Raw genomic sequence first — 21,184 nt, 5'->3', positions numbered from 1 at the left:
CTGCTCCACCTTTTATACGTTGTAGTGTACCTCTTCTGTAGCTTTAACCATTAACTCATACTGACGCAAGCGAAGCTGGAATAATGTTAAAGGATCATGGTAAGCTTCAGGATTGGCTTTCATATGACTTAACACGTCTTGATTTTCATTAATATGCGCCTGTGTTTCTTCAATCGTTTCTTTTAAAACCTCTTTTGGCTTTTCAAAGAATAGTTCAATATCTACTTCTAAATTTTTCTCAAATAAATTAAATTGCATAAAAAACTTTGCCAGCATTGATTCTGTGATATCTTGATAGTCTTGACTTTCAATGTACTTTTTATATTGATTATAAAGCAGCGTTTGGTTTTGAAGAATGGAAGAAAACAGTTTTCCTGCTCCTTTTAACAAGAGCTGCGTTGGATTAACGCGAAGTAAAATATTTTCTTCATCCAGCTGAACCCGATTAGCCATACGATTAACGTCGCGGCGCCAGTCGTCCAGTACTTTAAAATCGCAGGCTAACGTTAATTTTTGCTCATTGTACATCTTATTTAATGACTCTGCTACTTCTTCAATGTCTACTTGACTCGCAATCAGCTCTTCATTTGATGTAGCAATCCAGTCCTTTAAAGAAATGCGGAACTTGGGCAGGACATCTTGCTGCAAGTGCTCTTCCACGCGCATATTCATTTGTTTATTCAGCTCAATATGAACCGTACTAAAATCACTGTCTTCCTTCACTAATTCTGAAGACTTTTTGAGTAAACGAGGAATTTTATTTTTTAGCTTTTTGCTAATATCCTCTTTGATTCCGTGATAAGCCGAAACAATACTACTCGCTTTTTCTTGTTCTAAGTCATCTACTCGATGCAAGAAGCCATTTAATCGCACAAGCATATCTTCGTTCCATTTAATGCTTTCAATCAAATGATTTTCTGTTTGATTTCTCTTCTCCACTAAGCTCTTTAGCATGCTTTGAATGAAGAACAGCAGTCTGCGCGCACGCTCTTCTACTCCAACGTCGTTTGGATCGTAATAGAAATTAGCTTTAATAAACTGAGCCAAGTCTCCGTGGTGCTGACTCGATACGTAGTGAGGCGTATAGGCTAATACATGTGCCTGCGGGAAATCAGCTCCAATGCTTGCTTCAAATTCTTTTGTAATTCGCTCAATCGTTGCTTGATTATAAAGACTGTCCATATTGTTGATGACAAAATGAACTGGCGTATTTGGCGCATGCTCTTTTATCTCCAGCAATAATTCTCTTTCTTCATCAAGCAGCGATTCTTTTGCATCAAGCACAAACAGTAAACCATCTGCTAAAGGAGCATATTTAAATGCATCCTGCTCACGTGCCTCTTGTTCTGTAAAGCTTGGCGTAATAATGCATGAACAATTATGCTTATCAAGGAACGTAAAAGGTTTTTTCACTTCTACAAGTGCCTGGTGAGGAGATTGCTCCGCTCCGTCAATCGTTTCCATCAGAATGATTTCTTGATCAGCGATTTGCTGGATAGATTCTTCCTCATCATGAATGAACACAAAGGTTGTTTCGTGATTTTGCGGTACCTTTTCTTCTGTAATCGATCCCACAAATGAAGACGTTGCAGCATTTGTTCCTGTAATTAATAAGTGTGTCGTATGAGCATCTAATAAAAAATCTACCCACCATTTAAAGGTGTGCCCCACTTCTAAACCATTTTCATTAGCCCATTTAATAATGCCGTGGCAAAGCTTGTAGTGATATTCAAGACCATCAATGTCGTTACGCGCCTCAAAAATTAATCTGCCTGCATTTTCGATTGTAATGGTATCAATAGTTGACGGAAACTTTTCATTCCATGAAAGCACGGCCGCAGATGGAAATAACGCACGTGACTTATTGGTAATTTTAAGCCAGTTTGTTAATACGTTCGGAATGACTTCATGCAATTCCTTTACAGAATGATCACTTTCCATCAAGTCGGTATACGTTTCTTGATAAAGAGTTGAAATCTCTTGCCAATAATCATAGAGGCCCACTTCAATATTCAAGAAAATATCATTGATGGTTTTAATCCAAGCAAGATAAGGAGGCTGGCTCTTATATTGTTTCCATAAAGCTGAGACAAGCTGTTTGAAATACACTTGATCCACTTTGTAAAATGCAATCATCACTTGATAAAAATAGTTAGGGATAAAGTTTGCTGTATATCCTTTATCTACGTAAGTCTTTAATACCGCAAACCAATTTAACGATTCTGTCCGAATACACTCATCTACCGCAAGCTCCACTGCGCTGTTAAAGTCTTCTTGCTCTTCATAAAATCTGCGTGCAATCGCCGTGACGTTTGGATAATCCGGCTGAGAAGCAACCAGCTCGTTAATGACTTCATAAGCTCGTTCAATATTGTTATGGTCCGTATAAAGCGAAAACAGCTTTAGCGCTATTTCAGCTTTTAATACTTTTGAATCCGTTTCGATGGATAGGTAAAGCTCTTCAGCTAGCGTAGACAATCCCAACTCATAATGCGCGTCGGCTGTATTTTTCTTCGCCCACAGCTTAAATTCACCATTTACATTCTCCCACTTAAAAATCGCGGACTCAAAATCTTGATTATGGAAGTAAATTTCTCCCTGGGCTAAGCGAACGAGCGATAAGTCGTACCACTCTTTTTGCTGCTCTTCGTAATAAGCTTGTCCAAGGACCTTTACAGGCGGCTGATTTTCATTTTCTTGCATAAACGTTTCGTAATATTTCTTTTTCGTTAACTGATATTCTACCGTCATATAGTCTCTCCTTTTTGATGTCAATATTTTATGTACTCTATCAAATTCCCTTTTTTATACTTTTCATACACGATATTTTCTTACTCATATTTTACGCAAAAAAAGCCTCAAGAACTACTCTTAAGGCTTTTTTTATAACTTTTATACTATAAAAATGGCTATTTATCATAAATGGGCGCTGAAATAACAAATATATTAATAGACATCCCGTCGAAACAGCCCCATTACTTCTACCGTTTCCGTAATATTTACGAAAGCTTCAGGATCCACCGATTGAATTAACTGCTTGAGGTTTGCAAGCTCATAGCGTGAAATCACCGTCATTAATATTTTACGGTCTTCTCTTGAATAAGCTCCTTCACCGTTCATTAACGTCACGCCGCGCACCAAATTCGTAAGAAGCTGCTGCTTCATTTCTTCACCTTTTCTCGTAATAATGGTTAACGTGAGCTTAATATGGCGAGTATGAATTGCATCCACTACTTTTCCTGTGACGAAAATCGAAAGCATCGTATATAAAGCCGCGTCCCAATTCACAAAAAAACCTGAAACAAACACAACCACGGCATTCATCGCTGATAATATAGCGCCAAGCGGGAATTCTTTTTTATGCGTAAGAAGCATCGCAATAATATCAAATCCACCTGTCGAAGCTGACTGACGAAAAACAAACCCTACGCCAATTCCAGTTAAAACTCCTCCAAAAACAGCTGACAGAATAGGATCTGTACTAACAGCTCTCAAGGGAATCACGTATAAAGCAATTGATAAAGCCACAACGGACAGCAGAGTATGTAAAACAAACCGCTTTCCTAACTTCATAAAACCAATAATTAAAAGGGGTAAATTCAACAAAAAATTCATTGTTCCCGTGCTTGCAGGCGTTAAAATTCCTATAATCATAGCAATACCGCTAATGCCGCTGCTTAACACTTTATGGGGGATTAAAAACCAATTGTATGCAAATCCAATTAACACAGAACCTGCTATAATAGCAATTGCTCTATACATGATGTCCCTTCACCTCTTACCACAAATATAATGTTTTCATTTATTGCTTCTTTATTATAATTCCTAAAATATTGAAAACCTTAAAAAAAGTATATTCAGAAATTTGTTGTGTTGGTGGGGTGGACAAACGGCAAAATAAAACGGACATAACGGCAATTAGCGCTTTTATATCGAGTTTTATCTACTTTTGGTATGAGCACTCTAACTTTGTCTTTTTCTTGCTTATTCAAAATAAAAAGCTGCTATCTTTACTAAGATAGCAGCTTTGATGAAGAGTTATTTTAATTTTAAGACCGCCACATTCTCCACATGTGTCGTATGCGGAAACATATCAACAGGCTGAACTTCAACCGTCTCATATCCGCCTTTTTCTAAAATAGCTAAATCACGCGCAAGAGTTGCTGGTCCGCATGACACATAGACAACTTTTTTCGGCTTCATGTCAATGATGGTATTCAAAAGAGCTTCGTCGCATCCTTTTCGCGGCGGATCTACGACGATGACGTCCGCTTTGATGCCTTGTTTGTACCAGTTTGGAATGACGACTTCTGCTTCGCCTACTTCAAATTCAGCGTTGTGAATACCGTTTAGCTCAGCGTTTCGCTTTGCATCTTCAATCGCTTCAGGCACGATTTCAACGCCATATACTTTTTTCGCTTTTTGAGCGAGAAATAACGAGATTGTTCCGATTCCACAGTAGGCGTCAATTACCGTTTCTTCTCCTGTTAAATCTGCATACTCAAGCGCTTTGTCATAAAGCACTTTCGTTTGCTCAGGGTTTACTTGGTAAAATGATTTTGCTGAAATGGCAAATTTAACGTCGCCGATATAGTCGTAAATATATTCTTCTCCCCAAAGTACGTTCGTTTGGTTCCCTAAAATGACGTTTGTGCGCTTGCTGTTTACGTTTTGAACAATTGATTTTACGTTCGGCACGGCTTCGATAATGTCTTCTATAATACGCTTTTTGTTTGGCAGCTCAGCTGTACGAGTCACAATTACAACCATGATTTCACCCGTTACAAGCCCGTAACGCGCCATGATATGACGAAGCGAGCCTTTATGTTTTTGTTCCTGATAAGCAGAAACGTCATGCTTTTCACAGATTGATCTGACAGCTTGAACAACATCATCATTTGCCTGCTGCTGAATCAAACAGGCATCCATGTTAATGATGTCGTGGCTTCGCTGCTGATAAAACCCAGCGACCAAACCGCCTTCTCTTTCTGCTACGGGCACTTGAGCTTTGTTTCGATAGCGCCAAGGATCATTCATTCCTAGCGTCGAATGTACCGGAACGTCAGGTAAATGACCAATTCGCGCCATGACGTCTTTTACTTGCTTTTGTTTAAATTGCAGCTGTCCTTCATAGCTTACATGCTGCAGCTGGCAGCCTCCGCACTGCTTGTAGACCGGACAAGGTGCTTCAACACGCTGTTCACTAATTGTATGGTGTTTGATAAGCTTGCCAAACGCATAGCCTTTTTTTACTTTAATGACTTTTACTTGGCCGCTTTCGCCGGGCAGCGCATTTTGAACGAAAACAGGAAATCCGTTCACTTTCGCTACACCCGCTCCGTCATGCGTTAAATCTTCAAACGCAACATCTATATATTCATTTTTTTCTACAGGTGGTTTTAATTTTTCCATTTATCGTTACATCCTTTTAGTCATTTGAAAATGCTGAACTGATTGTACCATAAGAGCGAAAGCCAAACAAAGAAAAGCATGAAAAAAGATCGCAATTAGGCGATCTCATTTTTTTCCATCAATTCAGCTGTTGCTTTTGGAACAAAGATTTCTACATGGCGATATAAGTTTACAAATTCCCCAGGCAATAACCCTCCGTACTCGCCATCTAGATTTAGCTGCATTTTATCATTCGTATGAATTTTAACACGGTTCGCTTTTGTATAAATAATATGAGGATCATTGATATGTTCTCCTCGCAGCGCAAGTGTCGCAATTCGAATAAATTCAGCTAAATTTGCTTTCTTTAAAATAATCAAATCAAACATCCCGTCATCTAAAGAAGAATCTGGTGCCAGCTTTTCAAAGCCGCCGACTGAGTTCGTTAAGGAAACGAGGAAGAACATAATCTCGCCGCCAAAGAATTTTCCGTCATACTCAATTTCAACAGATGTTGGTTTAATAGAAGGAAGCATTTCCATGCCTTTTAAATAGTAAGCTAGCTGTCCAAGCATTGTTTTTAACTTGCTTGGCACTTCATATGTTAATTCAGTTAAACGGCCGCCTCCGGCGATATTTACAAAGTAATGCGTTTCTCCGTCGTTTGTTACACAGCCCAAGTCAATTGGCTTTGTTACGCCTTCTACAATGACATCAATAGCGCCTTCAATCGTGCGCGGCACATTAATGGCACGAGCAAAGTCATTGGTTGTTCCCACAGGAATAATACCTAGCTGCGGGCGATAGTCTTGTCCGGCAATACCGTTTACGACTTCATTGATGGTACCGTCTCCACCGGCTGCAATTACAACGTCAAAACGACGTTCTACCGCTACTTTAGCAGCTTCTGTTGCATCACCAGCACAAGTTGTAGCATGACAAGATGTTTCGTAGCCTGCTTGCTCTAGCTTTTGCAAGACTTCCGGTAAGTTTTTCTTAAAAATTTCACGGCCCGATGTCGGGTTATAAATAATTCTCGCTCTTTTCATATTCATCATCCTAATAATGATAATTTGTCACAAATCTTTGCCTACTTTTATCAGTGAAAGAATGCCCCCTCACATTACATCATCAACAAGAGGGGGCATGAACAAACATATTATAAAGAAATTAACCTTGATATACAATATTCACGTTTCGGTTTTTATTCATACCTTCAGCGCGATCGCCCTTACTCATAATAAATGTGAGATGGATATCCACCTCACATTTAGTTATCAAATTTAGCGTTTATTAATTTCTTCTAAAAGAATTTTATTAACCATCGGTGGGTTCGCTTGGCCTTTTGAAGCTTTCATAATTTGACCAACTAAGAAGCCAATTGCACGATCCTTACCGTTTTTGAAATCTTCAATAGATTGAGGGTTTGCATCTAATGCATCTGTTACGAATTTACGTAAAGTTGCATCATCAGAAATTTGTACAAGACCTTTTTCTTTTACAATTTTCTTTGCATCTCCGCCATTTTCAATTAATTCTTTGAATACTTTTTTCGCAATTTTAGACGAAATTGTACCTTCTTGAATTAATTGAATCATACCAGCTAGACCTTCAGGTGTTAAGGCTACATCTGAAAGTTCTTTTTGGTTTGAGTTTAAGTAAGCAGAAACTTCACCCATTAACCAGTTAGAAGATAGCTTCGCGTCTCCGCCCACAGCAAGCGTTGCTTCAAAGAAATCAGACATTTCTTTTGTTAGCGTTAATACCATTGCATCATAAGCAGGTAAGCCAAGCTCTTCTACATAGCGTTTTTTACGAGCATCTGGAAGTTCAGGAATCGAAGCACGAACGCGTTCTTTCCACTCTTCGTCGATGTGTAATTCTAATAAGTCAGGCTCTGGGAAGTAGCGGTAGTCGTCAGATCCTTCTTTTACACGCATTAGAATTGTTTCGCCCGTAGACTCGTCAAAACGGCGTGTTTCTTGCTCGATTAAGCCACCAGACAATAACACTTTTTCTTGACGAATTTCTTCGTGTTCAAGACCTCGGCGCACATAGTTAAATGAGTTTAAGTTCTTTAACTCAGCTTTTGTACCGAACTCTTCTTGTCCAACTGGACGTAAAGAAATATTGGCATCACAGCGAAGTGAACCTTCTTCCATTTTACAATCAGATACGCCTGTATATTGAATAATTGATTTTAATTTTTCTAAATAAGCATATGCTTCTTCAGGAGAACGCATATCTGCTTCTGATACAATCTCAATTAGAGGTGTACCTTGACGGTTGAAGTCTACTAGTGAATAGCCATCGCCTGTATGCGTTAACTTACCAGCATCTTCTTCTAAATGAAGTCGGTTAATACGAATACGCTTCGTTTCACCTTTAACTTCTACTTCAATCCAACCGTTCTCGCCAATTGGTTTATCAAATTGAGAGATTTGATAAGCTTTTGGGTTATCCGGATAGAAATAGTTTTTACGGTCAAACTTTGTATCTGTTGCGATTTCACAGTTTAGCGCAAGCGCTGCTTTCATTGCAAAATCAACTGCTTCTTTGTTTAACACAGGTAATACTCCAGGATAACCTAAGTCAATTACACTTGTGTTAGCATTTGGAGCCGCACCAAATGCGTTTGGACTTGCTGAGAAAATTTTAGATTTTGTCTTAAGCTCAACGTGTACTTCAAGACCAATAATCGTTTCAAAGTTCATCTTTATCTCACCCCTTACAGTGCTGGTTTCGCTTTATGATGCTCAGTTGCTTGTTCGAATGCATGAGCAACACGATAGATTGTGCTTTCGTCGAAATGCTTACCGATAATTTGTAACCCTAATGGCAATCCATTTGATAAGCCGCAAGGCACAGAAATACCAGGTACTCCAGCAAGGTTTACTGGGATTGTTAAAATATCGTTTGCATACATTGTTAATGGATCGTCTGTTTTCTCACCAATTTTGAATGATGGAGTTGGTGTAGTCGGTCCAATGATAACGTCATAGTTTTCAAATACAGACTCAAAGTCTTGCTTAATTAACGTACGTACTTGCTGTGCTTTTTTGTAGTAAGCATCATAATAACCAGAGCTTAACGCAAATGTTCCAAGCATGATACGGCGTTTTACTTCGTTTCCAAAGCCTTCGCTTCGAGACTGCTTGTACATTTCGATTAAGTTCTCAGCATTATCTGTACGATATCCGTAGCGAACGCCGTCAAAACGAGATAAGTTAGCAGACGCTTCAGAAGAAGATAATAGATAATACGTAGCTAATGCGTATTTAGAGTGTGGAAGCGATACTTCTTCCCAAGTTGCGCCTAGTCCTTCTAACACTTTTAGTGCATCTAAAACAGACTGGCGAGCTTCTTCGCCCACACCTTCGCCTAAGTATTCTTTTGGAACAGCAATTTTAAGACCTTTTACGTCACCTGTTAAAGCAGATACATAATCCGGTACATCAACATTAGCAGAAGTAGAATCCATTGGGTCTACGCCTGAAATTGCTTGAAGTAAGTATGCATTATCTTCAACAGAGTTTGTGATTGGTCCGATTTGATCTAAAGAAGATGCAAATGCCACTAATCCGTAACGAGATACGCGACCATACGTTGGTTTTAATCCGACAACACCGCAATAAGCAGCTGGCTGACGAATTGAGCCACCTGTATCAGAACCTAAAGAAAACGGAACTTCGCCTGCTGCTACAGCTGCAGCTGAACCACCGCTAGATCCACCTGGTACGTAATCTAAATTCCATGGGTTGCGCGTTAACTGAAGACCTGAGTTTTCAGTTGAAGAACCCATTGCGAATTCATCCATATTTAATTTACCGATGGTTACCGCTTCAGCTGCCTGCAATTTTTGAACAACTGTTGCATCATAAATCGGATCAAAGTTTGCTAGAATTTTACTAGAACAAGTTGTACGTAAATCTTTTGTGACAATATTATCTTTTACACCGATTGGCATACCAAATAATAGGCCAAATTCATCTTTTGTTTGTAGTACTTCATCTAGCTCTTTTGCATAAGCACGAGCATTGTCTTCATTAAGCGCTAAGAACGCACCTACTTTATCATCTACTTCATTAATACGTTTATATGATTCGTCTACTAAATCTTGTACACGTACTTCTTTCTTGTGTAAAAGGCTATGTAGTTCTGAAAGTTTACGATCGAATAAAGACATCGTAAAGCCTCCTTCCTTATTCTAAAATAGTTGGTACTCGAATGTAGCCATCCTTGTGGTCTGGCGCATTTTTTACTACGTCTTCAATTGGTAAACCTTTAGCTGGCTTATCTTCACGCATTACGTTTTTCATATCCAATACGTGAGAAGTTGGTTTTACATTTGTAGTATCTAACTCATCTAATTGTTCTGCATATGTAATAATAGCATCTAATTGTTTTGTAAATAGTTCTGCTTCGTCATCCGTCACCGCAAGTCTCGCTAAGTTTGCAACGTGTTTTACTTGATCAACAGAAATTCTTGACATGTTCCTTCACCTCCGAATATTCGTCCCACTACAATATACTGATAATACCAAACTTCACTAGCAACAGGCAACATTTCTGAGACTAGTTCCTAAAATATTAAAAACCCTGCCAGGCAAGACAGGGCTTACATTTATCACTTCTATTTTATACCAAATCCATTTCATTCAAACAACATTCCATACTTTTCCTTCGTCATAAAATATTTCTCTCTTGCATAGGTATAAAATAACCTTCTTTTTAGAAAAGATAGATAGAAAGAGAAACATGCTTCAGATGAACACACCACCATGTTTTAATTTCACTAGTCTTTGGGAAAGTAAAGAAAACGAATAACTACTTTACCGTAAAAGAGGTGCTATAAAAATTGAATAAAATACTTATACAGTCAGTCATCCACCAGCGCCCTGTGTATCAGCAAAGCGGAAGATGGTTTGTATTAGATGAAGAATTCAAGTGGGATTTGTCCACCTTGCAAAAAGATGTTTTTGCTTGTTTAAATAAAGCCTTTCATATTCCTATAATTTTTTGTGATTCATGCGAAGCCAATAAAATTGTCTCTGCTCTTGGAGAAGAAGAAGCAGAATACCTGCAGTTTGCATCAGGCGTTTACTGGCGAGAAGTCGGCATTATATTTATTTTTAAATTTGATGACTATCTTCCGCTTATTGAAACGATCTTTCACGAGCTGCGCCACTATATTCAAGATCACATCCCTTATTATCAGAAAGAATTTGAGCTGGATAAAAAGCGCCCGTATGAAGAGCGGACAACTGAACAAGATGCATTTGCATTTGCTGCTTATTATCTTGCTAAGTTTACAAGACAAAATTCTTACGCCATTCCTTCATAGGAGGCAATTTCATAGAATTAGAAAAAGACACTGCTTGAGCAGTGTCTTTTTTGCTTACTCTTCGTAAATATGAACGAACGGCTTGTCCTCATCTGCTTTTCTAACAATGAGAGCTTCAGGTCCGCTTACTGAGTTAATAGAGATACTCGTTTCCATATATGAAGGGAAATGATCAAGCATTAAACCAGCAACGTACTGAGTAAATCCTACAATTTCACCTTTTCCGTAAAATTGGACGGGAATATCAATCGTCATTTTTTGAAGCTGTCCATCTTTGTAATACCCTTTCCCTACTACGCTTGTAAAGTTCGGGAAGTAGTCTTCGATTTGCGCTTTGAACTCATCAAATTTCATCGCATCATCTCGGTGATCTTTTGTTGCATCTGATGATGGGAATAAATAATATTTCTCGTCTAAATCATCCCAGCTGCCAACGGCCGTATCATTTGAACCTGCATTTCCGACAGCCATAAAGTTACCTGGCGTTAAAGAAGCCTTAGCACTTTGTTTAAATAACGCTACTCGAATTGGAACGTTTTCTAAGCCCTTGATATTACGCATCCGCTGCACAATTTCATCGGCCATCTTTTTGCCTTGCTCTTCAATATTTTTATCAGTTAGTTGTTTTTCACGAGCATAACCATTTTCTTCTGTATAATAATGAACAGAATTCATCGCCAGGCCAATTGTGACGCCTCCAAGTTTTACCTTGTCGTCTCCGTCTTGGATAAGGTAATCTTGCTCAGTAATGTTCGCTAAGTACATTGGACTTGTTTCGTTACGAGTTTTCAAATCGCCTTTTTCTGTATCAATTGGGTTTAATCCATTATTCTTAAGTTTCTTTTTCGCCGTAGCATCTTTTGTTTTGCTTTGAAGATCTTTAAACTGTTTATCGCTCAGCTTACGGCTTAACCATGAGCGAATAGTATCTTTATCAAGGTACTGGCCTTCTTGATACACATATTTTTTCGGAGAATAGCTATCTGTCGATAAGCGCATTAAACCTGTTTCAAATTCTTGCGCATCCAAGCGGTTGTTTAAGTTTGCTGCTACTAAGCCTCTTGCCACTCCCGCTTTAAATGGAAGAATTGTTCGGTAATAATCATCTGAAATACTATACTTCGGAATAACTGCTTTTTCTTTCTTGTTGTTGGTTTGTTGAACAGTCTCTTTATCGTCCGAAAGATTCGGTGCACACGCTGAAGTTACAAGCATGACCGCAAGAGAAAGTAACAATATCTTTTTCAACTACACACACCTCTTATTTATTTAATTCCGTAAGTAGCCTTGCCTCATCCCATACTTCAATTTCAAGCTCGTTAGCTTTTGTCAGTTTGGAACCAGCCTCTTCCCCTGCCACAACAAGGTCTGTCTTTTTACTTACGCTTCCTGTGACTTTACCGCCAAGTGCTTCAATTTGTGCTTTTGCCTCATTGCGAGATAGCTGTTCAAGCTTACCTGTTAATACAACGGTTTTACCAGCAAAAACAGAATCTACATTTTCTACACTTACAAGCTTGGGTCCTTTGTATGTAAGGTTTACTCCATACTCTTTTAATTCATGTATAAGTTCTTGAACCTCTTCTTGTGTAAAGTAAGCGACAATAGCATCAGCCATTTTGGCACCAATTTCATTAATTGCCACTAATTCATCATACGTTGCTTTTGTTAACTTGTCTATGGTTTCAAAGTGCTGAGCTAACGTCTTTGCAGCTTTTGCTCCGACATGGCGAATTCCCAAACCAAAAAGCAAACGCTCAAGCGAATTTTCTTTCGATGCTTCGATGGCCGCAATCAAATTATCAGCAGATTTCTCACCCATGCGCTCAAGCTCGATTAACTGCTGTTTTGTCAGCGTATAAATATCCGCTACATCTTTAATTAACTGTTCGCGAAATAATTGCGATATAACTTTTTCACCAAGTCCATCAATGTTCATCGCATTGCGGGACACGAAATGAATAAGTCCTTCACGAATTTGAGCAGGACAGCTTGGATTAATGCAGCGAAGCGCAACTTCTCCTTCTAAACGCACCAGTTCACTTTCACATTCCGGGCAGTGAGTAGGCATCGTAAACTCTTGCTCTTCTCCCGTTCGCTTCTCCTCAATCACATTCACTACTTCAGGAATAATATCTCCTGCTTTTTTCACTACGACATAATCTCCGATGCGAATGTCTTTTTCACGAATCAAATCTTCATTGTGAAGAGACGCACGCTGTACCGTCGTACCTGCTACTTGAACCGGCTCCAAAATAGCTGTTGGCGTAATGACCCCTGTCCGGCCTACCGTCAGCTCAATATTTACAAGCTTGGTTACAACTTCTTCAGCAGGAAACTTATAAGCAATAGCCCAGCGTGGACTTTTGGCCGTTGTTCCAAGCTCAGCCTGCTGATCAAATGAATCTACTTTTACAACAATGCCATCAATATCATAAGATAGTTCTGGACGTTGCGTTTGCCAGCTTTCGATGTAACCAATCACATCATCAATGGTTTCACACGTCTGTCTTTCTCTATTTGTTTTAAAACCAAGCTCATCGAGCAAATTCAAACTTTCGCTGTGAGAGTCGATTTCTAATTCTCCTGTATCAGTCATGGCATATACAAAGATATCTAAATTACGTTTTGCCGCAATTTTAGGATCTAGCTGACGCAGTGAGCCTGCAGCTGCGTTACGCGGGTTAGCAAACGGAACTTCATCCCTTTCCATTTTTGCTTCATTAAGTGCTTCGAATGATTTTCTCGGCATAAATGCTTCTCCGCGAACTTCCATTGATAACGGTTCTTTAATTCGCAGTGGAATAGAGCGAATTGTTTTTAAGTTTTCAGTAATATTTTCACCCGTCGTACCGTCTCCGCGCGTAGCCCCCAGTACTAAGTATCCATCTTCATAGCGAAGAGATACAGCTAGGCCGTCAATTTTAAGTTCGCATACATAAGAAAACTCATCTCCAACGGCTTGGCGCACTCGGCGATCAAAATCCCGAAGGTCTTCTTCATTAAATGCATTTCCTAAACTTAGCATAGACGTTTGATGCTGAACCTTCTCAAACGCATCGAGCACTTGGCCGCCGATGCGCTGAGTAGGTGAGTCAGCTGTTTTTAATTCTGTAAATGATTCTTCTATCTCAATTAACTCATTCATTAACTTATCGTATTCTGCATCTGGAACAGATGGCTGATCTAACACATAATATTCATAGCCATATTGATTTAATAAGTCACGTAATTCTTGAACGCGTGATTTTGCTGTCTCAAACTCCATATTCTAGCTCCTTTTCACGATTACACTTTCGTAACCGGGGCAAATTTAGCAAGCAGTCTTTTTACACCTGTAGGACTAGGAAAAGCAATGTCTAATTCTTTTGAATCTCCTTCTCCTTTTACACTTACAACTGTACCAATTCCCCATTTTTTATGCTCGGCCTTATCTCCAACGCTCCATCCAATTGATTCACTGCCTGTTGACACAAGCTTCGTTTTTGCCACGGCCGCTTGTCGGCGCGCTGCAAACGGCGAAGCTGAAGCCCCTGAACGACCAGCAGCAGGTTTGCGCATTGCTTCATTTAAAGATTCCACAAGCTCGCTTGGGATTTCTCCAATGAAGCGCGACTTTGGATTAACGTTTGTTTTACCAAATAGTGTGCGCATTTGAGCATTTAATAAATACAATTCTTGTTCAGCACGTGTAATCCCTACGTAGGCTAAGCGTCGTTCCTCTTCCATTTCATTATCTTCGAATAATGATCGGCTATGAGGGAATACGCCTTCTTCCATACCCATTAGAAAAACAACCGGGAACTCTAGACCTTTTGCCGAGTGAAGCGTCATCAGAATCACTTGTTCGTTCTCTTCTTCTTCCTCGTCGTCAAGCTTATCGATATCAGCAACAAGTGCTAAATCGGTTAAAAATGCTACTAAGCTTTTATCTTCACTTGCTTCTTCAAACGTTTTTGTGACAGATAAAAACTCATCAATATTCTCTAAGCGGCTTTGTGCTTCAATTGTTTTTTCCACTTTAAGCGCTTCACGGTATCCCGTTCTTTCTAATACTTGTTCCACAAGCTCTGTAACAGACATATAGTCTTGCATTTGAGCTAAATTCGAAATCATCGATTGGAAATCACGAAGGGCTTTTGTTGCTTTGCCTGTTAACCCCATTAATTCTACTTCATCCAGCGCTTTGAAAATAGAAATGTCATGAACGTTTCCGTAATTGGCCACTTTATCGACTGAAGTAGCTCCAACTCCGCGCTTTGGAACGTTTACAATACGAGCTAAGCTAATGTCATCATCTTGGTTGGCAATTAAGCGCAAGTACGCAAGTAAATCTTTAATCTCTTTGCGGTCGTAGAACTTAATGCCGCCGACAATTGTATAATTAATATTGGATTTTAACAGCACTTCCTCCATCACACGAGACTGTGCATTTGTACGATACAAAATGGCAAAATCACTGTATTTACGCTTTCCGCTGTCTACTGCTTCTTTAATTTTACGTGCTACAAACTGTGCCTCATCATGCTCACTCATTGCTTGGTAATGATAAATCTTCTGGCCTTCATCGTTTTCCGTCCATAAGTTTTTCACTTTACGATTCATATTGTTTGCAATGACACCGTTTGCTGCAGCCAAAATCGTTTTAGTTGAACGATAATTTTGTTCAAGCAAAATGGTTTTGGCTTTTGGGTAATCTTTTTCAAATGACAAGATATTTGTAATGTCAGCCCCGCGCCAGCGGTAAATAGACTGATCTGAATCCCCTACTACGCATACATTTTCAAATCTTGCAGCTAGCAAGCGAACCAGCATATACTGTGCATGGTTTGTATCTTGATACTCGTCCACATGAATATATTGAAACTTGCGCTGATAGTAAGTTAACACTTCAGGAACTCGTTTAAATAGCTGAATCGTTGTCATAATCAAATCATCAAAATCGAGCGCTTGGTTTTTCTTTAAACGCTTTTCATACTCTTTGTAGACTTTGCTTACAACTTCTTCATATGGTCCCGCTGCTGTTTTATCAAATTCTTCCGCTACTTTCAGCTCATTTTTAGCTGAACTGATGCTTCCTAATAACGAGCGCGGATCGAATTTTTTCGGATCGATGTTTTGATCTTTTAAAATGTTTTTAATAACGGACAGCTGATCCGTTGAATCTAAAATTGTAAAGTTTCGATTAAAGCCAATACGATCAATATCTCTTCGTAAAATACGTACGCACATCGAGTGGAAAGTTGAAATCCAAATATCTTCCGCTACTCCGCCAACGATACTTGCCACACGCTCTCTCATCTCACGAGCTGCTTTGTTTGTAAAAGTAATGGCTAAAATATTCCAAGGTGCAACTTCTTTTTCTGCCATTAAAAACGCAATTCGATGCGTTAATACACGTGTTTTTCCACTTCCTGCACCGGCCATAAGTAATAGTGGTCCGTCTGTTGTTTTAACTGCCTCTTGCTGCTGAGGGTTTAATCCTGTTAATAATTTTTCACTTAAAAAATTCACGTTTTCACCGCCTATATCGAACATATATTCTCTATTCTACTTTATTTATTTTTCACTGTGCAATATTCTTTTTTACTGCTTTTACAGTTTTTAACGCTTCCGCTAAATTTGTATAAATAACATTTCCTACAATAACCGTATCGGCTAGCTCTCCCATCTCACTCGCTTGCTCTTTTGTCTCAATACCTCCGCCGTAAAATAACTTCGTCTCATTTAGCGAATTTTTAACTTCTGCCACTAATTCAGGCTCTCCATACGTTCCGCTGTATTCTAGATAGAAAACGGGCAAATGAAACATGCGTTCAGCCATACGAGCATACGCTACAACGTCTTCTGTGTTCAAATCTGTTTTCGCTTCCGTTAGCGCAGCTACTTTTGCTTCGGGGTTAAGTACGCAGTATCCTTCTACAAAAATTTCATCCCAGTCCATGATCTCTCCGTATTCCTTCATCGCCCCGTGATGTAAATCAACAATCCACTTTGGATCCTTGCTGTTTAAAACGGTCGGAATAAAATAAGAATCAAACCCAGGTGTGACAGAGTCAATTGTTGATACTTCAAGCGCACACGGCACCGTATAGCGGCGAATCCGCATTAACAGCTGCAGTACATTGTCTAGAGTCACTCCGTCAGATCCTCCGACAAGAACCGCATCCGTGCCGGATTCGCAAATTTTTTCTAAATCTGCATCTGAAATCTCTTTATTAGGATCTAATTTAAAGACATGTCTCCACTCTTTAATATCATACATATATGTTCCTCCATTTCTTTACACTTAAAAGTTCGCGCTCGTCCATTTGTTCATTATAACAAAACTAAGAGGGTGAAATGAAAGGAAAACCGAACTTTTCATTACGTTTTTTGTTTTCAAAAAATATGTATAAAAGATATGGTTTTATCCTCAAATTCCGGAAGAAAACATCACAAAAAAAGCCCATTTTGCACAAGGTTATTGTTTCTCTGCATAGGATATGCTAATATATAGCTACTAAAATTCATATGATATTACGCTGAAGGATCAATAGTACTTAAATCCTCTTCACAAAGCGAACTAGGGACGGTGGGAGCCTAGAGAATGGTTTAAGGAAAAGGCAATCTGGAGTATATACAGACGAAGGTGGATACATTTTGTATCAACCAGGGTGGAACCGCGGGAAAAACTCTCGTCCCTGGGCATATTGTTGATATGCCCAGGGACGAGAGTTTTTTTGTACCCGCTCTTTTTGTTTCGCTTGAATCACTACCATTTACAGGAGGAATTAGAATGTCAAAAACAATGGATCAAATCGTATCTCACGCTAAACACCGCGGCTTTGTATTTCAAGGATCTGAAATTTACGGCGGTCTTGCAAATACATGGGATTACGGCCCGCTTGGCGTAGAATTAAAAAACAATATTAAAAAAGCATGGTGGAAAAAATTCATTCAAGAATCTCCATACAACGTTGGTTTAGACGCTGCGATTTTGATGAACCCAAAAACATGGGAAGCTTCTGGTCACTTAGGAAACTTTAATGACCCAATGATCGACTGTAAGGATTGTAAAGCTCGTCATCGTGCCGATAAATTAATTGAAGAAAAACTTCAAGAAAAAGGCATTGAAATGATCGTAGACGGCCTTTCATTTGATGCAATGGCTGACTTAATTAAAGAACATGAAATTACATGTCCTGAGTGTGGTTCAGCTAACTTCACTGAAATTCGTCAATTTAACTTAATGTTCAAAACGCACCAAGGTGTAACTGAAACATCAACAAATGAAATTTACCTTCGTCCTGAAACAGCTCAAGGTATTTTCGTAAACTTTAAAAACGTTCAGCGCTCAATGCGTAAAAAGCTTCCGTTCGGTATCGGCCAAGTGGGTAAAAGCTTCCGTAACGAAATTACACCTGGTAACTTCACATTCCGTACGCGTGAATTTGAACAAATGGAACTTGAATTCTTCTGTAAACCAGGCACTGAATTAGAGTGGTTTAACTACTGGAAAGAAACATGTAACAAATGGCTTCTTTCTCTTGGTATGAAAGAAGAAAACGTTCGTCTTCGCGACCATGATGATGATGAACTTTCTCACTACAGTAATGCAACAACGGACTTTGAATACAAGTTCCCATTCGGCTGGGGCGAACTATGGGGCGTAGCTTCTCGTACAGACTATGACTTAAAGCAGCATATGGAACACTCTGGAGAAGACTTCCAATATGTTGATCAAGAAACAAACGAACGCTATGTACCTTACTGCATCGAGCCTTCTTTAGGCGCTGACCGTGTAACATTAGCTTATATGATTGATGCATATGAAGAAGAAACGTTAGAAGATGGCTCTTCTCGTACAGTTATGCAGCTTCACCCTGCTTTAGCACCATTTAAAGCTGCTGTATTGCCACTTTCTAAAAAGCTTTCTAACGAAGCTCGCGCTGTCTTTGAAGATTTAGCAAAATACTTTATGATTGACTATGATGATGCTGGTTCAATCGGGAAACGTTACCGTCGCCATGATGAAATCGGTACGCCGTTCTGTATTACATTCGACTTCGATTCATTAGAAGACAATCAAGTAACAATCCGTAACCGCGACACAATGGAACAAAAACGTGTAGCAATTAGCGACCTTAAAAATATCATTGAAGAAGCAACTCAATTTTAATTAAAAAATAAGCGTATGGCTGCTTCAGCCATACGCTTTACTTTTGATTTGAATCTTCTTGAAGGCGTTCTAACACCATTTGATACGCATCGCTTCCATAATTCAAGCAGCGTTTAACACGGGAAATAGTTGCTGTGCTTGCTCCAGTTTCCGTCTCAATTTTATGGTACGTGTTTCCTTCTCTTAGCATTCTTGCCACTTCTAAGCGCTGTGCTAATGATTGAATTTCATTAACTGTACATAGGTCATCAAAAAATTGATAGCATTCTTCAATGTTTTCTAATGATAAAATCGCTTGAAATAGCTGATCTAATTCTTTTCCTCGTAGTTTGTTGATTTGCATCGTATCGAACTCCTTTATCATTGGCTTTCTTTACTGGTTGTTTCTATCTATAAAATACAGTTTCTATATTTATTTGCACATACATTCATTCTGTATGAAGACAGCCAATTTCATACAAATTTCAAATTCCTTTGATACTTTTATATTTTAACGCATTATAGACGGAAAAAGTACTTTTTTATTCATAACATCATAAATTCCTACTGGCGTGATACGAATATAAGGCAAATGTGTAGACGAAAAGAACAGCAGTGAATAGACAGGATCATCGTGTTTGTATCCTCGCTCACCCAGCACTTTCTTGAGTTCTACCTCTCGTTTACTTAACTCCTCCATCGGCAGATTCGACATGACTCCTTTTAACGGAAGATCCAGTTCGTATACTACTTTCTCATCTTCGGTAATGACAATACCGCCTCCAATTTCTTTCATACGTTTAAATGCACACATCATATCTTTTTTCGATTTTCCAATTAAAATAAAATCACCTGTATTTGAAAATGAACTCGCCAGTCCCGATACATTTGTCGCAAATCCTTTTAACAGCGTATTGATCCGCCACTTGCCTTCTCGGTCCACCAGCACTAAAAAACTTTCATCATGATCAGAGGCTAATACATCTCCGCTCACATTCAAGTGAATTGAATACGGCTCCATAATAACAGCATTTTTCATTTTTACGCCTACTGGCATGGAAAATTGAAAATCGTCCATCGTTAAATCAAAGTCCAACTCTAGCGGTGAAAAACCAAACTTTCCCCAAGGAAATTCTACTGAGGCTAATGCTTGTTCTTTGCCTTCTTTTTTCATCCACTTTCCTTTTGCTAGTACAGAGACCGGAGTAGGCCGCATAGGATCTTCTAAAATATTAATATTAGCCACACAGCCTGTTGCTACATGCCCGTGCAAATGTTCCATGTTATAATAGCGAGCAATATTTACAGACACCATATTATAAGCATCTAACACGGGAACCCCTTCTGAAATAGCTAATGTAATTAACATATCTGACACGCCATTTTGGTAAAAAGAAGGCGGAGAACCGTCTGTATTCATCGTAATATGGTCAAAATAATCTACCTGCAGCTCTTTTAACTCCTGTAGCAATTTTGGCAAATCTGGCCGAATTGAAGAGTGGCGCAAAGCAACGTCATAGCCTTGCGTTAACCGAGCAACAACATCTTCCCCTGTCATAGACTCATGATCGCTGTCTGCCCCTAGTAATTTCATTTTTGCCAAGGTAAATGCTGATGCCCCCGGGAAATGTCCTTCAATATGCTTTCTCATCCTTTTTGTCTCTTGAACCCAGTGAAGCATTAAATCATCCCCGTCTAAAAGCTTCGGCCAACTTGTCAGTTCGCCTCCTTGTAAGACAGCTTCATTTTGTAGCCAAGAAGTAATGTTCGTATGTGAGAAGATGTCAGCCTCTTCATCAATTTCCGTCTGCGAATCAAATCTGCACCACCAGTACAGCGATTGTGGTAACGTTTTCATTTCTTCAATCAATGAAAATGCCGTTTTTTGTTCAAGCTGTAAAGCGAGAATTAAATTATCATTAAATAAAGTCGTTGTTCCGTGCTTGGCTGCATATTGGGAAAAGGTCTGGGGATTATATAACTGAAACGGGTGAACATGCGGCTCAATATACCCAGGAACCACATATTTCTCACTGCAGTCTATAATCTCTGTAGAAGCGTCTGTGTGCTTAGGCATCTGTGAGCCAACGTATACAATACGATCTTGGTAAACCCAAATATGTGCTTTTTTCCACTGCTTCATTCGAGCGTTCAAATATGTTGCATCTTTTAAGACAATAGTTGGTGCTTTTTGACCGTTTAATACTAAGAGCTGCTGTCTAATATGTTTGCTTTTCCAGCGGTATCTTTGTTCCGGCATGCTAAATTCCCCCTAATTTACTATGTATTTTTATCGTAACACATCCTTG

General features: G+C 39.1%; 15 protein-coding genes. 2 read left to right on the top strand and 13 right to left on the bottom strand.

The window, feature by feature from the left end; genetic code table 11:
* Window positions 1-12 precede the first annotated feature (12 nt).
* The 7 genes from LAV82_RS24100 to gatC form a co-directional block, all read right to left on the bottom strand.
* Window positions 13-2,751: a GTPase domain-containing protein gene (locus tag LAV82_RS24100; RefSeq protein WP_499717133.1), complete on the bottom strand. Its 2,739-nt coding sequence runs from the start codon at window positions 2,749-2,751 to the stop codon at window positions 13-15.
* 195 nt (window positions 2,752-2,946) lie between these two features.
* Window positions 2,947-3,762 (bottom strand): YitT family protein, encoded by an 816-nt coding sequence (locus LAV82_RS24095; RefSeq protein WP_211078821.1) that lies wholly within the window; start codon window positions 3,760-3,762, stop codon window positions 2,947-2,949.
* A 276-nt stretch (window positions 3,763-4,038) separates the two neighbouring features.
* Complete coding sequence (gene rlmD, locus LAV82_RS24090; RefSeq protein ID WP_013055059.1) at window positions 4,039-5,412, bottom strand: 23S rRNA (uracil(1939)-C(5))-methyltransferase RlmD; 1,374 nt, start codon at window positions 5,410-5,412, stop codon at window positions 4,039-4,041.
* A gap of 95 nt (window positions 5,413-5,507) precedes the next feature.
* On the bottom strand, window positions 5,508-6,440 hold the full coding sequence (locus tag LAV82_RS24085) for a diacylglycerol kinase (RefSeq protein WP_016762783.1): 933 nt from the start codon (window positions 6,438-6,440) through the stop codon (window positions 5,508-5,510).
* Between the two features lie 234 nt (window positions 6,441-6,674).
* Entirely contained in the window at window positions 6,675-8,105 is a 1,431-nt protein-coding gene (gatB, locus tag LAV82_RS24080; protein ID WP_328255356.1) for an Asp-tRNA(Asn)/Glu-tRNA(Gln) amidotransferase subunit GatB, read from the bottom strand.
* 14 nt (window positions 8,106-8,119) lie between these two features.
* Window positions 8,120-9,577, bottom strand: coding sequence for an Asp-tRNA(Asn)/Glu-tRNA(Gln) amidotransferase subunit GatA (gene gatA / locus LAV82_RS24075; protein WP_328255357.1), 1,458 nt, complete (start codon window positions 9,575-9,577; stop codon window positions 8,120-8,122).
* A 16-nt stretch (window positions 9,578-9,593) separates the two neighbouring features.
* Entirely contained in the window at window positions 9,594-9,884 is a 291-nt protein-coding gene (gatC, locus tag LAV82_RS24070; RefSeq protein WP_013055055.1) for an Asp-tRNA(Asn)/Glu-tRNA(Gln) amidotransferase subunit GatC, read from the bottom strand.
* Window positions 9,885-10,249: 365 nt separating this feature from the next.
* Between gatC and LAV82_RS24065 the strand changes: the two genes are divergently transcribed.
* The gene (locus LAV82_RS24065) at window positions 10,250-10,735 is read left to right on the top strand and encodes a DUF3920 family protein (RefSeq protein WP_328255358.1); all 486 of its coding nucleotides are present in this window, start codon (window positions 10,250-10,252) and stop codon (window positions 10,733-10,735) included.
* 54 nt (window positions 10,736-10,789) lie between these two features.
* Here the strand turns inward: LAV82_RS24065 and LAV82_RS24060 are convergent, their stop codons facing one another.
* Genes LAV82_RS24060 through pcrB form a run of 4 tightly spaced genes read right to left on the bottom strand, consistent with a single transcriptional unit; the run spans window position 10,790 to window position 17,000 of the window.
* Entirely contained in the window at window positions 10,790-11,983 is a 1,194-nt protein-coding gene (locus LAV82_RS24060) for a CamS family sex pheromone protein (RefSeq protein ID WP_013055053.1), read from the bottom strand.
* 13 nt (window positions 11,984-11,996) lie between these two features.
* On the bottom strand, window positions 11,997-14,003 hold the full coding sequence (gene ligA, locus LAV82_RS24055) for an NAD-dependent DNA ligase LigA (protein WP_211078818.1): 2,007 nt from the start codon (window positions 14,001-14,003) through the stop codon (window positions 11,997-11,999).
* Between the two features lie 20 nt (window positions 14,004-14,023).
* Window positions 14,024-16,273: a DNA helicase PcrA gene (gene pcrA, locus LAV82_RS24050; protein WP_078081421.1), complete on the bottom strand. Its 2,250-nt coding sequence runs from the start codon at window positions 16,271-16,273 to the stop codon at window positions 14,024-14,026.
* 28 nt (window positions 16,274-16,301) lie between these two features.
* Complete coding sequence (pcrB, locus tag LAV82_RS24045) at window positions 16,302-17,000, bottom strand: heptaprenylglyceryl phosphate synthase (protein ID WP_211078816.1); 699 nt, start codon at window positions 16,998-17,000, stop codon at window positions 16,302-16,304.
* A 513-nt stretch (window positions 17,001-17,513) separates the two neighbouring features.
* On the opposite strand from pcrB, the gene LAV82_RS24040 reads away from it, so the two are divergent.
* A complete protein-coding gene (locus LAV82_RS24040) occupies window positions 17,514-18,896 on the top strand; it encodes a glycine--tRNA ligase (protein WP_013055049.1) in 1,383 nt (460 codons plus the stop codon).
* A 37-nt stretch (window positions 18,897-18,933) separates the two neighbouring features.
* Here LAV82_RS24040 and LAV82_RS24035 read toward each other — a convergent pair whose 3' ends face one another.
* Together LAV82_RS24035 and LAV82_RS24030 are read right to left on the bottom strand one after the other, a co-directional pair.
* Complete coding sequence (locus LAV82_RS24035) at window positions 18,934-19,239, bottom strand: YerC/YecD family TrpR-related protein (RefSeq protein WP_013055048.1); 306 nt, start codon at window positions 19,237-19,239, stop codon at window positions 18,934-18,936.
* Between the two features lie 147 nt (window positions 19,240-19,386).
* Complete coding sequence (locus LAV82_RS24030) at window positions 19,387-21,135, bottom strand: adenine deaminase C-terminal domain-containing protein (protein ID WP_029325693.1); 1,749 nt, start codon at window positions 21,133-21,135, stop codon at window positions 19,387-19,389.
* Between the last annotated feature and the right edge of the window lie 49 nt (window positions 21,136-21,184).

Source organism: Bacillus sp. ILBB4 (assembly GCF_035064545.1).
Taxonomy (GTDB): Bacteria; Bacillota; Bacilli; order Bacillales; family Bacillaceae_H; genus Priestia.
This window is presented reverse-complemented; position numbering and strand designations above follow the sequence as displayed.

Bases quoted from the DNA above. Each gene is read 5' to 3' on its own strand.
- pcrB (WP_211078816.1), bottom strand. From the start codon at position 17,000: ATGTATGATATTAAAGAGTGGAGACATGTCTTTAAATTAGATCCTAAT.
- LAV82_RS24040 (WP_013055049.1), top strand. From the start codon at position 17,514: ATGTCAAAAACAATGGATCAAATCGTATCTCACGCTAAACACCGCGGC.
- pcrA (WP_078081421.1), bottom strand. From the start codon at position 16,273: ATGTTCGATATAGGCGGTGAAAACGTGAATTTTTTAAGTGAAAAATTA.
- gatC (WP_013055055.1), bottom strand. From the start codon at position 9,884: ATGTCAAGAATTTCTGTTGATCAAGTAAAACACGTTGCAAACTTAGCG.
- rlmD (WP_013055059.1), bottom strand. From the start codon at position 5,412: ATGGAAAAATTAAAACCACCTGTAGAAAAAAATGAATATATAGATGTT.
- LAV82_RS24035 (WP_013055048.1), bottom strand. From the start codon at position 19,239: ATGCAAATCAACAAACTACGAGGAAAAGAATTAGATCAGCTATTTCAA.
- LAV82_RS24100 (WP_499717133.1), bottom strand. From the start codon at position 2,751: ATGACGGTAGAATATCAGTTAACGAAAAAGAAATATTACGAAACGTTT.
- LAV82_RS24030 (WP_029325693.1), bottom strand. From the start codon at position 21,135: ATGCCGGAACAAAGATACCGCTGGAAAAGCAAACATATTAGACAGCAG.
- gatB (WP_328255356.1), bottom strand. From the start codon at position 8,105: ATGAACTTTGAAACGATTATTGGTCTTGAAGTACACGTTGAGCTTAAG.
- LAV82_RS24095 (WP_211078821.1), bottom strand. From the start codon at position 3,762: ATGTATAGAGCAATTGCTATTATAGCAGGTTCTGTGTTAATTGGATTT.
- ligA (WP_211078818.1), bottom strand. From the start codon at position 14,003: ATGGAGTTTGAGACAGCAAAATCACGCGTTCAAGAATTACGTGACTTA.
- gatA (WP_328255357.1), bottom strand. From the start codon at position 9,577: ATGTCTTTATTCGATCGTAAACTTTCAGAACTACATAGCCTTTTACAC.
- LAV82_RS24085 (WP_016762783.1), bottom strand. From the start codon at position 6,440: ATGAAAAGAGCGAGAATTATTTATAACCCGACATCGGGCCGTGAAATT.